We start from the raw sequence: 14,149 nt of genomic DNA, 5'->3' as shown, positions 1-14,149 counted from the left end.
ATCATCCTGTTCTTCCCCGATGGGGTCCCCACCAATTCCACTTTCCGAGTATGACCATCAAAGCAGGTACAAGCATCAACCTGATAACAGTTGCATCGATAAAAATGGCAGCCGCAATGCCAATTCCTAGCTGCTTGACACCTACAACATCGCCAAATGCAAAGGGCAGCGTAACCGCAATCATAATCGCGGCAGCGGAGTTAATGATTTTGCTTATGCACCCCAAACCAATAAGCACAGCACGATGGTTATCTCCTGTCCGCTGATACTCCTCGTAGATCCGTGATACTAGAAATACCCCGTAATCCATACTGATCCCAAAAGCTAATCCGAAGATAAAAACAGGAATCATAATCGCAATTCGACTCGGTTCCAAACCAAGATGTCCCTCTTGGAACAACCAAGCTAGAATCCCGAAAGAGGCCCCTAAACTTAATAAATTCATTAAGATGGTCTTTAGGGGAATGAGCACGGAACGGAATGCCATGAACAAGATGATGTAGTTCGAAACGAGGATAAATAGAAGCACTTTTGGAATGTTATCGAAGATATCATCGAAAATTTCCTGCTGATATTTCGCTTCCCCCCCGAGCAAGAAAGGAAGCGCTGCGGATGACGTCCCCTCCCTTTCCCAACGTCTGAGCCAATCCATCACTTCTGGTGAGGAAGATTCGCCTTTTAAGCGAAATTGAACAAGCATTTCATTGTTATGCACAAATGATTGCCACACTCGCTCGTATTTCGCTTTTGAGCTCGGATTTTGAGAGAGCGGATATAACTGATCTGTTGTCATACGCAATGTGGAGAAGAGCGAAGTCACCCCTTCGACAAGGGGATCACGCTCTACTTTCGCAATCAAAGCTGCCGCATTCATCCAGTCGCTTCTGGATAAAGAAGCTGACTTTCCTTGCATAATAAGGTACACATCCGTCCCTGTTTGCGAACCGAAGTGAGCTTGATAATCCTCATAAGCGATGCGCGACTCGTAGTCTTGGGGCAAGGAAGTCGCATCCGGAATGACTATTTTCATCTTCGAGAGCGGCAATATACAACATAGAAGAATACAAGTGGCTAATACGCTCATTTGGACGGGGCGTCTCATTACGAGATGTGCGATGGTTAACCAAACATTTCTTCGGCTAGGCGTAACATGAGGTTTACGTTCTGCTAGAATGGCTGGCCACCACAACTTTAATAGTGCGGGTACTAAGGTTAACGTCAGTAATACCGAAACTGCTAATACGGTCATGGCACCTAAGGCGATGGTTGAAAATATCGGAAGAGGAATAAAGAGAATTCCCATAAGGCCTAAGAAGACGCTGAGCGCAGAAAATAAGACCGCTCTTCCGGCTGTCTGCATCGTTACCAGCAAGGCTTGTCCTACAGGTCCTGCGTGAATTTCCTCTCGAAATCGGCTGACCATCATCAAGGCGAAATCAATACTCAGAGCCAAACCCACCATCGGGATGACATTGAGCACGAAGTTAGACAAATCGATTCGGGTACCGATCCAATACATGATCCCCATAGACCCTGCAACGCCAATAATCCCAACGATGATCGGAATCAAAGCAGAGGCAAGCCCGCCAAATGCGATCCATAGAATTAGAAAAGCCGCAGGAAGCCCTAAGCTTTCTGCTTTGCGCAGGTCATGCTGACTCGCACGATTCACATCTTCTTGCACGACAGACTTCCCGGTCATCCTCACTGTCAAATCTCGATGCGACGGCAAGCGGGTTTGAATCTCATGTAGGACCGGCTTCATCTCATACGGATTTTGATTAAAACCAAGCAGTACATAGGCGAAATTGCCTTGTATCATGCCCTCATTTTCGAGCGGGGAAATAATTTCCCTAAGCCCTTCCATGCCACGTAACGACCATATCTCCTGTTGAATAAGCGATTGAAACTTTTTGGGGGCCAAGCTGGTTTTTTTCTCAAAAACAAGAATGACAGGATGATCGGGAATATGAAAATCAGCAGATAACCTCTGTTCAACTTGAGCAAAAGTCCCATCCGAGATCAGACCATGATCCTTCAGAACACTAGGTAATCGAGGTGCAAAGAAGCCAAAGTACAGGAAGAAAAGGATCCACAGACAGAGGATTAGTTTAGGGTATCGGATCGAGAGCATGGACAGCTTTTGCAAATTCATGACCACCCTGCTCCTTCCGATCAAAGACTTACAATTCGATTTCTTTCAGCCTCGTCACTTGTACAAATTTACCCGCTAATCCGGGCGTAAACCGGGCTGCAGCCAGCATAAATTGCGGTAGCAATGGCACGTCCAACATGCTTTGCAGCAAATGGCCCCACTTTAAGGGTCCTTTGAACTCCTTTTGGATTCCCTGCGTGTACGCCAACTCCCACGCTTCTAAGGTGATCTCCCCTTGCAGATATCGTGAGGCCAGCGGAGCGCAAATCATGGCAGAGCGCAGCGCCATGGACATCCCGTCTCCGCAAAGCGGCGGCAACATCATGGAGGCGTCTCCCAGTCGTGGAAACTTGTCCCAGGCAAGGGGTTTCCGGGTTAATTGGACAGGTGCGACAGCTGCTTGAGTGCCTAAAACTGGTGATGCTAGCGCTAGCTTTCGGGATAGTGCTGAGTTTTTACGGCAAGCTGCGTCAATAAACCCTAGAATGGATTTGTCCGTTTGCAGAAAAAACTTCTTGTCCAACAATCCGGCGACATTTACATGGCCATTTTCGATGGGAGATAAGCCTACATAGCCGCCTTTGAAAAAGTATAGCTCTACCACCGGGTCCATATCGATCCCCGTATAATGAGACTTTACACCAATATGCGTCCCTTGAATCTGAGTTCGCTGATTTTGAATGCTAGGAAAGCTGTGAGCCCCCCACGCACCAATAACCGCTCGCGCTTGGTAGTCGACGCGATCTCCCTGCTGTTTGGTTACCAAGCTGTACCCATGCTCATTCCGTTCCACCATCGTTACCGCTGTTTCCGTAAATAGCTCTGCGCCTGAGCGGCATGCAGTTTGATGAAGTGCAGTATCCAGCAGGCACCGACTCACACCCAAGGCTTCGCTTGGAAGCGCGATCGAAAGTGGCTTTCCCCTGCTCGGAATTAAGCGTGCCCGATGAATGGAACTTGGCTGCAAAGAGGTCATCAGTTCGTGCAATCCGAGCTTGGCAAACATCGTTTGCGTTTCAGGTGAAAGAAATTCGCCACAAACCTTATGCCTAGGGAATGCCTTGCGATCGAACAACGCCGTATGCCATCCCTGATCGGCCAAAGCCTTAGCTGTCACACTGCCTGCGATTCCTCCACCAATAATGGCGACATCATATGTGTGAGTCATCACACCCGCTCCCTTTTCTGAATGACGACCGCATACCGGAATAAAGGCCGCCAAGACACGAACATTTCCGAGATGTTCATCGCTTTCCGAAGTGCATGCCAATCGCCTGCACGAAAGCCTTTAGCCACAGATAAGGGACCATCGTTCCGTATATAGCGGTTCTTAGAGATGACACGCGCGGTCACCCAGACGGCCATCCAAGCCAGCCAATGTCGATGGATATCATTAATCACTACACCGATCCGCGATGCCTTCAGCATGCAATCTACAACTTGAGGAAGCTCCGCATCTGTAAAATGATGCACAAATTGCGTACCTGTCGTGATATCGACGCTCTGTTCCGGGAGCTGAAACAAACTGCTTCTTCGCACACTCACGCGCGGCTCGTTACGGAATAACTGTCGCGCTTCCTCGCAAGCTTCTTCCGTAATGTCTACGAGCGTGATGCTCAGTTTCACACCGTTCTCATCAGCCCAGCGCAAGAGATGGCGATTGACATCACCGGACCCGGCTCCAACATCCAGGATGGAGAGGGACTGCGGTTTGCCCGCTTCCAGCCACAAGCGTCTAAAGCCATATACGGTCGGGCCTGCGGCACCGAAGATACGATTCAGCCTCCGCAGATGCCGCAAAGCTTGCCTGAGCTCCTCTCCTCCAGAGGAAAAATCATCCATTAGCTCCTCCTGCACAGCACGATGTTTTAGCTCCTTAAACATGGATTTCATCTAGGATGGCAGTGCGTTTGGCACCAACACCAAGGTACGTAATTTGAATCATCTCACAAGTTAGACCTGGTCCAAAGGCGAGAGAGATCCCGCTTGTGGGCCCTGCCTCACGGTTCTCGAGTTCCTTCCTGGTTTCATCCAAAACGAATAGAATCGTCGCCGAAGACATATTTCCATAATTCCGCAATACCGTGCGGCTTGGACGGGTATCTTCCGGTTCTAAATCGTATACCTCTTCTAACGTATCCAGAATCCCTTTCCCTCCCGGGTGAATCGCCCAAAGCGCAGGTCTTGGACCGCCATCTAGCAAATGTTCGATTTGTTCAGGAATCCAGGTCCCTATCAATTTGGGAATATTCGGGGAAAGATACAGATCGAAGCCGTAATTGCCCACGTCCCATTTCATGTCATCCGCACCGTCCTGCAGCAGAATAGAACGATCATTCCCTAATTGGAATACGCGGCTATGCTTATCACTAGTAACACCAACCAGGCAGGCCGAAGCGCCATCCCCGAAAAAAGAAGCGCCAAATAACGCCTCGCGATCACTGGATGGCTGAATATGAAGTGTACATAATTCTACGCAAACGACGAGAACTTGGGCTGTCGGATTGGTGGAAATGATTTGTTTGGACAAACAGATCGCCTTCAATCCCGCAGCGCATCCAAGGAAATTAAACGGAATTCGATTGACATCAGGGGCTAATCCCAACTGCTGCGTCAATACTGCATCAAGTCCTGGAAGAAATTGTCCCGTACAACTCACCGTGATCACATGTGTAATATCCGAGACATCCGCCTTGGCGTCCGCCAAAGCTTTCTTGGCCGCGTCTAAGGCTAAGGGAATCGACTCTCTTTTATACGTTGCCATGCGATCTGAAGTCGAGGGTGCTGTTTGATTCGTTTGTGAAAAATAGCGGCAATGCTCTGCGGATTCCAATAGGTTCGGTTCACACGTATAGCGAGATTCTACACCGCACTGTTTGAAAATCTTCTTAGCCCATCTCGCAGAGTTCGGCGTATCACGTAAAGCTTCCGTTAAACGTTGGGATGTATCGGCTTGATCCAGATGGAATTCGGGCACGGCTGTACCTATTCCTAGAATGGCTATAACTCTATTGTCTTGTTTCATCACGTATCCTCATCCTTTGTTATCAGACGTAGTAAGATTGGACATGCACAGCACTTTACAGATATCTATTCCAGAATGGCTTTCAATATGAAAAAAATAGCCAAAAACTAGAAATTAGTTTTTAGCTATTTAGATCGCTTTGTAAATTTTTTTTGATCGCAAGATGAACACAAGCTTAATCTAAGATAAATGTTACTCAAACGTACTTTTGTCTATAACACCCATCGTTTTCATAACCGATGACTTAAAAAGGAGTTCCTTTATGTCGCGGATTCCCGAGCACAAATTACATACATCTATTAAACAGGAGTGATGACAATGAGCATTCAACCAACGAATTCAAGTTATTCAAGCAATCCAGTTAACAAGTTAAATCCGAACAATCCTCTTCCAGGCTCTACTCAAACTAGCCATAAACATGGGCATCATCACCATGCGAAAAAGACCGATTCAGTTGAATTAGGTCAGAGTAATGTCCAAAACACACAAGGCTATTCGCCTCAAGATTCTCAAATCAATCCTCTTTTACAAATCATCGATACCGTTAAGCATTCATTGCCTAGTTCAACAGATGTATCCGGTCCAGATCCGACTACTTCTTCAAGTTCATCTGACGCTAGCCCTGTTTCCAAGATCATTCAAGATGTCAAAGCGATTTTGACTACACAATCGAACCCGGAAGCTGCTCAACCATCCGATCCTTCAGACAATGATCCGATGCATAACCTTATTCAAGATATTCGAGCCGCACTCGATGCCCAACACTCACAAGGTGCCCAGAATACCGAAACCGATCCCATGACTAAACTTATCCAAGAAATTCAAGCAGAAATGGATGCACAAAACAGTTCTAAGGTTTCTGAAACTTCTTCAAGTTCATCTTCCAGCAGTTCTACAAATTCATAGATCATCGTTGCTCCATGTACGAATGGTATCCTAGAGGCTGTCCTAGAAGTAGTTTTTACTACTTCTAGCGCAGCTCTCTTCTTTTAAACCAATAAGCACCTGCAGTGGTCTTATCGCAATAATAATCGCGAGATCTGAAGCAATAGGCACGCTAGGAATGCTTATCATGTACATATGAACTCAAAAATGGCACCTCATACCACAATACGCACTCGACGTGGGCTTATCGCACGAATAATCACGAATTCTGAAGCAATAAGCACACAAGGATTACCTATTTAGCAAGCACTCGCTCAAACGAGCCTGTCTCTAAAGGTCTAGCAAGATCTAAGCGATAGATTGGTTTGGGACAGCCTCTTCGGAAAACACCGCTACTCTCCCATTTACAGTGAAACACATGTGTGGTAAATTAATTATAGTTTCATTAAATGATACTTAGTTTCATCTAATGAAATACAAATAACGAAACTGATTCTTTCATTTCTAAGGAGGAAACAACCATGGATGACCTCATTAAACAAAACGTGCAGCAGCAATTCGCCAAACATGCCAGTAAATATGTTACGAGCACTCGTCATGCCAAAGGAGAGGATTTATCTGCACTCGTCGCCAATTCGAAGGCAGATAAGATGATGGATGTGCTTGATATTGCTACGGGTGGCGGGCATGTCGCGAACGCTTTAGCACCTCTTGTACGTCGAGTGACCGCCTATGATTTGACCGAAGAAATGTTACAAACGGCTGCCCAATTTATTACCGGGAACGGACATACCAACGTTGATTTCGTTAGAGGTGACGCGGAGTTGCTTCCCTTCCAAGATGCTGCTTTCGACCTCGTGACATGCCGAATAGCCGCACATCATTTTCCGAATATTCCTTCATTTGCAAGCGAAGCACGCCGTGTCCTCAAGCCTGGCGGCAAGCTCTTGCTGATTGATAATGTGGCACCAGAACAGGATGTTTTCGATCACTTCTATAATGAAATCGAAAAGGATAGAGACCCGAGTCATGTCCGTGCTTGGAAAAAATCAGCATGGATCCACCTACTAGAACAGGTAAGCTTTCGCATTGAAATGATGCTTAGCTTCCCAAAACCATTCCAGTTTCATGACTGGTGTGAACGTTCTGGGCTTCCCGAGGAAGAAAAGGCCGTATTGGAAGCTAAGTTTTTGCAAGCGTCACAGGAATTCAAAGATTTCTTCTCAATCACGACGGATGAATCGAATAGACTGTCTAGCTTTACTGGCGAAGCTGTTTATTTACAAGCTATTCGTCCATAACTCCACCAATACAAACTGACATTAGGACATAAACAACATCCTTATGAACATTGTCATAGCTAGCGAATCTCTCTAAAATAAAACGTATTCACATCATTAGGAGGTTCAATCATGACTTATTCAGCTCATTCATCCCGATATGATGCCATGACTTATAACCGTAGTGGAAACAGCGGTCTTAAGCTACCAGCCATTTCGTTAGGGCTATGGCATAATTTTGGCGGTATCGATACATTCGAGAATGGCCGTACGATGCTCAGAAAAGCGTTTGACTTAGGCATTACGCACTTCGACTTAGCGAACAACTATGGGCCGCCGCCGGGCTCAGCCGAAGAAATGTTTGGGAACATGCTCAAAGGGGATTTCGCAGCTTATCGTGATGAGATGATCATTTCGACTAAAGCAGGTTACTATATGTGGCCGGGGCCTTATGGGGAATGGGGATCTAAGAAAAACTTAATTGCCAGCCTGGATCAAAGCTTGAAGCGTATGCAAGTGGACTATGTCGACATCTTCTACCATCACCGTCCAGATCCGAATACGCCGTTGGAAGAAACGATGGCTGCCTTGCATCAGATCGTGCAACAAGGCAAAGCGCTCTACGTTGGTCTTTCGAACTACAAGCCTGAGGAGACGAAAGAAGCTTCTCGCATTTTGAAACGACTAGGAACACCTTGTGTCATTCATCAACCGAGTTATTCCATGATGAACCGCTGGATTGAAGAGGGGCTTCAGGATGTGTTAGATGAAGAGGGCATCGGTTCGATTGCTTTTTCACCTTTATTTAAAGGCATTCTCACCGACCGTTATCTGAATGGTATTGCTCCGGATTCTAGAGCGGCAAGCTCCAGTGTCTTTCTGAAGGAGTCCGATATTAATGAAGAGCGAATTTCCAAAGTGAGACTACTCAACGAACTGGCAGCACAGCGCGGACAGAAAATGTCTCAAATGGCACTTGCGTGGGTATTGCGCGGGGGACGTGTTACATCAGCTTTGATTGGCGCAAGTAAGGTCAGCCAAATTGAAGATGCGGTCGATGCGTTGAAAGCCCCTCTATTTACACAAGAGGAGCTAGATCGCATTGATGCCATTTTGAATGCCTAAGCGTACGTAAAAGACGAATGTCTAGCGTTATTTCACTTCATATGGCGAAATAATTTAGGTGACACACCTTTTACACGTTTAAACATTTTCGAAAAGATCAGTTGATCCTGATATCCTACCGAGTTGGCTATTTCTCCAATGGCATAGTTGCTCTTCTCCAGCAGTTCACATGCTTTATTCATCCGATATTGCAGCAGATATTGCTGGGGAGGCAGCCCGGTAGCTTCTTTGAAAATAGCCGAGAAATATTTACGGTCCAGTTTGAGTAGAGAAGCAAGGTCTTCGATGGAAAAAGGTTCATTATAATGAGCATGTATGAATTCCATACTTTGAATGAGGTAACTATCCCATTTGTTAGGACGTACCTCCTCCCCACTGGATGAGGCGGGAGCCACTTCAAGAAGCACCGCCATAAATTCATAGATGATCACTTTAAGCTTCAAATCCGCACTGAATGCATGTGCATTCGCCTCTGTTAACTGTTCATACATGTGCGGCATGACCTGCCTGTCCATGGGAAACACGGCCTGTTCTGGCGTCAGTCTTGTTCGTGCTAAGATCGACTCGACCTGCGCCCCACGAAAACCAATCCACGAATACGTCCAAGGCTCTTCCTGGTCCGCTTCATAGTAACTAATCACATCCGGATAGATGAGAAATCCTTGTCCAGGTGTCAGATGATGCGTCTGGCTTCCAATACGAACAAGCCCTTTTCCTTTATGTATAAAATGAATCTTATATAAATCACGGACCCCAGGTCCGACAGTATGGCCAGGTTTACATGCCTCTTTACCCCAATACAGCAAATGAAGATCAGGATCCTTACGGTACAGACGTTCCTGATTGTACTGAAATATCGCCATAAACAGTTCTCGCCCCCCTCATATTCACAGACATTATACCATACAAGATTTCTCGGACTCCATTAAAAAAAGCCGAGATCACCTCGCTAAGCGTGTGTCCGGCTGTTTTTTTCAGTGAAGAAATACAGGAAAGCTAAGATTGGGAAAGCAGCGCCGATCCATAAGGCTCGACTCCAACCTCCTGAGGCGAATGCCCATCCACCAACAGCGGATCCGATCGCCCCACCGAAGAAGAACATGGCCATGAACAGCCCATTTAGTCGACTGCGAATTTCAGGCCCTAACGAGAAAATTGCACGTTGCCCTAGCACCAAATTAGCAGATACGCCAGCATCCAAAAGGATAGCGGCAAGGACTAACACAGCTATACCAAGTGTTGAGCTGGTCTGAAATATCAAACACAACAATACTGAAACGATGACGGTAACGAGCGCAACTCCTGTTGCAGGCCGCGTCCAACCACGGTCCGCTATTCGGCCGGACATTGGGGCGGCAACGGCACCTGCGACTCCGACAAGTGCGTACAACGCGATGGCCTTCTGTGAAAAATGATAATCTGAGCTCGACAATAGTAATGGAACCGTGGTCCAGAATAAGCTGAACGTCGCAAATACACAGGCATGATAAGCTGCGCGGCGACGTAAGATCGGCGTCGTTCTCAGTAAATACCACATCGAAGCAAGCAGAGCCCCATATGTGGTGTTCGCCGTAGGATTTCTCGTTGGCAGCACCTTTAGCAGTAGCAGTGCCAACACAACAACCGCAGCGGCTGATAAAGCGAAAATGGCATGCCAGCTAAGGAGATCAGCCACCAGGCTGGATAATGGGCGTGAGAGCATGATGCCAAGCAACAGTCCGCTCATGACATTGCCGACAACACGGCCGCGCGAAGATTCAGATGCCAGATAGGAGGCAAAAGGCACGAGGACTTGTGTTGCGACAGACCCTAACCCAATCAAAAGTGATGCGCTTAAGAAAAAAAGCGCGTTCTTCGCGACCGCCGCAACGACTAGCGCAGCAGCGGTGAGAAGCAGTGCGACGAACACCAGCCTTCGATTTTCAACAAGATCACCCAACGGTACGATGAACAGCAAGCCGATCACGTAGCCAATCTGCGTAATCGTTACGATTAAACCAGCACCGCTAGAAGATAATCCGATGGAAGCACTAATTAAGCCAACTAATGGCTGTGCGTAGTAGAGATTAGCTACGATGATTCCGCACGCGGCTGCCAGCAGCATGGTTAACCAGGCGGGAATCGTGTTCTCGATTGTCTCTTTCTTTGAAACCGTCAAGTGGTAACCTCCGATTCAATTTGCGTAATGTGTCTACCTATTGTGCTGTCACTGGCTAGGAAATATGTATTTCTTGGAAAAACAAAAACCAGCATCAGATTAGGTTAGATATGCCTAGTCTATCGCTGGTTTTTGAATTCATGACACTTTTACACCTATTTCCCGTTAACCAGGATTTCTCGCATGTCAGGCTAATCGATGTGTTTTTATACGGAATCGTCTTCCTTAATTATACACCTTAAACTCATAAGCAGAAGCGCTGCCGCCACTATAGCTGGAACCCGTTACGGTAACCCGTACATACCTGTAATCCCCGGTAAAAGTGTCCGTAGTTAAGCCTTGTGTCGTATTACTCGACTTGTCAAGAATGGTCGTGTACGTCACATCATCATTGCTGCCTTCGATTTTGTACTGGTAGGACCTTGGGTAAGTTGTGCTGTTATACCAGTTGCTCTCGAGCTTCGTCAGATTCATACTGCTGCCGAGATCAACCTTCCACCATTGGGGGTAGGTATTGGTGACTGCAGCCCAGCGAGTACCTGTGTTCCCGTCATTGGCGTTACTTACCTCATTTCCTGTTTGCAGCGAGCTTGCTGTGGAAGTTTTACTCTGTGAGACCAGTTGTCCTGTCGGGGTCGCATCGCCGTATACGTTGAATTCATAAGCCGAAGCACTTCCGCCACTGTAGCTGGAGCCCGTCACCGTAACTCGCACATACCTGTAAGTTCCCGTCAGTGTGTCCGTCGTCAACCCTTGTGTTGTATTCGTTGACTTGTCATTGATTGTCGTGTAAGTCACATCATCATTACTGCCTTCAATTTTGTACTGGTAGGACCTTGGGTAGGTTGCGCTGTTATACCAATTGCTTTCAAGCTTCGTCAGATTCATGCTGCTGCCGAGATCCACCTTCCACCATTGGGGGTACGTATTGGTGACCGCTGCCCACCGCGTGCCCGCGTTGCCATCATTCGCATTGCTGATATCATAGCCTGTTTGTAGAGAGCTTGCGGTAGCCGTCTTCCCTTGGGATACAATTCCCGTTTGGGTCGTAGCACTCACAGGTGAACTCCACAAACTCGCGCCTTGACTGTTTTTAGCCTTCACCTCGTAGGTATGCGTTGTGGCTGCCGTAAGTCCTGAATGCGTATACGGGCTGCTAACATTACTGACCGTTACACCATCAACCATCAGATCATAACCATTTGCTCCTGCCACGCTATTCCAAGTAACGTTGATTTGGGACATACTTGCGGCTGTCGCAGTCAAACTCGTCGGTACGGACGGCAGGTTAGGATTGGATGCTACAGGTGTAATGACCAAGGCTTGCGGGTTGCCCGCACCGAATTTCATGCTTTGCACGGTTGGTTGACCTGCGCTAAATTCAACGCCCAATGCACTAGAGCGGTTGACCAGTCGATAGGTCGTTAAGCCACTTAGGCTTGTATTCGTTGCTGCTGCAATCGCAGCGCTCGAGGAAGATGGCGTGAGATAAGCTGGAGTGGCATTTCCCACAGGCAAAAGATACCACTGGTCACTGCCGACAGCAGCTCCGTTACCGCCATTTCCGTTCGGATTCGCATTTGCGTCCGCTGTTCCAACACTCACCGTTGCACCCATGGCCCGTGTTGCGGCCGTGGTTGCGCCAGATACCTTCAGAAACTTGCCTGTACTCGTGTTCTGTAACCGGTAGAAACCGCTATTCTTTGATGGGTCAAATTCATCAGGTACAGGGACAAATTGCCATTGAGTTGCCGTTCCATCCTGAAGTGAATTTCCACCAATGGAGATCGTATAAGCGGTAGATGGAGATAAGGCCGTTCCGGCTTGATCCTTTGGCGGATTGTATGCTGAATAGTACGTTTGCCCAGCACTAGGAGCAGCTGCGGAATAATTTTTCTGTGATCCCGATAAATCAGAAATCGTTCGGAACGAATAGCCGCTGACTTGCTGATTGGTCAGACTGCCTGTGTCGATTTGAGACAAATAGCTGCCTACCGTAGCAGGCAATTTGCCGACGACTTTAAATGTATCCGGAGCGCCTAAATCATCGGTCTCATACATGTACCCGTCATAACCGACGGAACGGTACTTGCCGCTGTAAACATTATAGGAAAAAGCGTTCTCATATTGTGTGTTCACTGGGAGGAACAACCTTTGCGTAGCCGTATTTTTGAATACCGGCGTGCTGCCTCCCGGTTTCACCGTCGTTACGTAACCAGTTGCGTTATTTTCTTGCGTGATCACGACTTGGCTGCTTTGAATAGTAACCGTTATCGTCGCATCCAGCGCTGGATCGGAGTAAGAGACAGACGGAATGCTGGTGCCTCCCGCGTTTTTGAGCGTACCGTTCACTGTATTCGCTGTATACGAATTACCTGCTGGATCGCTGAAAGTAAAATCGCCGCTGCTTGGTACTTTCAAGTAGCCAATGTTCAAAGAGGAGCCGTCCATGCCCGTTCCAGTTAAAGTAAGACTATCCGTCGCCGGTGTATAGTTGACGGTCAGGCTATGATCGCTGCCAGCTCCCATTGGACTGCCGATCCAGCCTGCATAACCTTTCAGTGCAGAGCGGGTCCAAGTCCCGTTATACCACACATCCCATGATCCTTCCGCCATTTTGGCACTGATGGGAGAGCGGGCAAGACTGAAATAGGTCAGGATATTGCTGTACCCCGGCTTCCAATTGATGTGATTGTTATAGAGCACATAAAAGTAACCGTTTACATTGTCCACGAAAAAGCGGGTTCCCGCAACGCCATACGACCAGGTTGAACCCGAAAAGTTTGTACTGTTTGCTGATTCGTTACTATCGTTCCACGGGGACGTAGCCACTTGCCCAATCAACTGCCAAGTAGCTCCTTTATCTGTCGAATAAGTGGCAAGTACACGGTTATTATGAATGCCTGTGGCAATTCGATCATTGGTCGTCGGGTTATTCGTGGCAAAAGGCGAGAATTGATATTCATCGTTCGTCAGTGAATACCAATACCCTGTATCTGGATCAATCCAGACACCGATCCCGTCGTTGTGGTCATCCTGATACGGTGTTGGGATGCCGTAAGTTTGATAGATTTTGTAATTAATCGTTCCTGGCTTATTCCAATACGAATTGTAAACTGTGGTCGTCCCCCAATTCGTGTTCAACGTACCTAAGTCTTTGCTCGTGTTGTATTTGATCCAAGAACCTCCATTGTCTGCCTGTTCATAGTTAGCTAACGAATACATCCAATGAAACTCGCCGTCCTTGTCAACGAACGCCGAAGCGGCAATATCAGCGGTGCCGGCTGTGAGGCTTGGAACTGCTGCATTTTGTACAAAGGTTGGAAATTTCTCTGTTGCTGCCGATGCTGTCTGTACTCCGCCTAAGACCTGAGCGGCTAAGCATGTCAGAATGGCAAATGCACTTGTCATTTTCACTTTCTTGTTAACTCGCATACCATGACCTCCACGTTCGAATTTGGTATAAACTTACCTTTACCGCAGTTCTTCCCTTAAATAACTCACCCCCTTTCATGGACAAA

The 14,149-nt window shown here is 47.3% G+C and carries 10 protein-coding genes; 3 read left to right on the top strand and 7 right to left on the bottom strand.

Annotated elements, in window-relative coordinates:
- Position 1 precedes the first annotated feature (1 nt).
- From A8709_RS10480 to A8709_RS10465, 4 genes are read right to left on the bottom strand one after another with little or no spacing between them, the layout of a single operon-like run.
- A complete protein-coding gene (locus A8709_RS10480; protein WP_208607667.1) occupies positions 2–2,155 on the bottom strand; it encodes an MMPL family transporter in 2,154 nt (717 codons plus the stop codon).
- A 28-nt stretch (positions 2,156–2,183) separates the two neighbouring features.
- Positions 2,184–3,323, bottom strand: coding sequence for an NAD(P)/FAD-dependent oxidoreductase (locus tag A8709_RS10475; protein WP_065852293.1), 1,140 nt, complete (start codon positions 3,321–3,323; stop codon positions 2,184–2,186).
- Positions 3,323–4,039, bottom strand: coding sequence for an SAM-dependent methyltransferase (locus tag A8709_RS10470; protein WP_065852292.1), 717 nt, complete (start codon positions 4,037–4,039; stop codon positions 3,323–3,325). Before A8709_RS10470 ends, A8709_RS10475 begins: the two co-directional genes overlap by 1 nt.
- Complete coding sequence (locus A8709_RS10465) at positions 4,032–5,180, bottom strand: type III polyketide synthase (RefSeq protein ID WP_065852291.1); 1,149 nt, start codon at positions 5,178–5,180, stop codon at positions 4,032–4,034. Before A8709_RS10465 ends, A8709_RS10470 begins: the two co-directional genes overlap by 8 nt.
- 318 nt (positions 5,181–5,498) lie before the next feature.
- On the opposite strand from A8709_RS10465, the gene A8709_RS10460 reads away from it, so the two are divergent.
- The 3 genes from A8709_RS10460 (at position 5,499) to mgrA (ending at position 8,470) form a co-directional block, all read left to right on the top strand.
- Complete coding sequence (locus tag A8709_RS10460) at positions 5,499–6,086, top strand: hypothetical protein (RefSeq protein ID WP_065852290.1); 588 nt, start codon at positions 5,499–5,501, stop codon at positions 6,084–6,086.
- A gap of 500 nt (positions 6,087–6,586) precedes the next feature.
- Positions 6,587–7,366, top strand: coding sequence for a class I SAM-dependent methyltransferase (locus tag A8709_RS10455; protein ID WP_065852289.1), 780 nt, complete (start codon positions 6,587–6,589; stop codon positions 7,364–7,366).
- 111 nt (positions 7,367–7,477) lie between these two features.
- Positions 7,478–8,470, top strand: a complete 993-nt coding sequence (gene mgrA, locus A8709_RS10450; RefSeq protein ID WP_065852288.1) for an L-glyceraldehyde 3-phosphate reductase — start codon at positions 7,478–7,480, stop codon at positions 8,468–8,470.
- Positions 8,471–8,502: 32 nt separating this feature from the next.
- Here the strand turns inward: mgrA and A8709_RS10445 are convergent, their stop codons facing one another.
- The 3 genes from A8709_RS10445 to A8709_RS10435 form a co-directional block, all read right to left on the bottom strand.
- On the bottom strand, positions 8,503–9,333 hold the full coding sequence (locus tag A8709_RS10445; RefSeq protein ID WP_065852287.1) for an AraC family transcriptional regulator: 831 nt from the start codon (positions 9,331–9,333) through the stop codon (positions 8,503–8,505).
- An 86-nt stretch (positions 9,334–9,419) separates the two neighbouring features.
- Positions 9,420–10,574, bottom strand: a complete 1,155-nt coding sequence (locus tag A8709_RS10440; RefSeq protein WP_208607674.1) for an MFS transporter — start codon at positions 10,572–10,574, stop codon at positions 9,420–9,422.
- Positions 10,575–10,853: 279 nt separating this feature from the next.
- Positions 10,854–14,063 (bottom strand): galactose-binding domain-containing protein, encoded by a 3,210-nt coding sequence (locus A8709_RS10435; RefSeq protein ID WP_065852285.1) that lies wholly within the window; start codon positions 14,061–14,063, stop codon positions 10,854–10,856.
- Between the last annotated feature and the right edge of the window lie 86 nt (positions 14,064–14,149).

It is taken from the genome of Paenibacillus pectinilyticus (genome assembly GCF_001700435.1).
GTDB lineage: Bacteria > Bacillota > Bacilli > Paenibacillales > NBRC-103111 > Paenibacillus_E > Paenibacillus_E pectinilyticus.
This window is presented reverse-complemented; position numbering and strand designations above follow the sequence as displayed.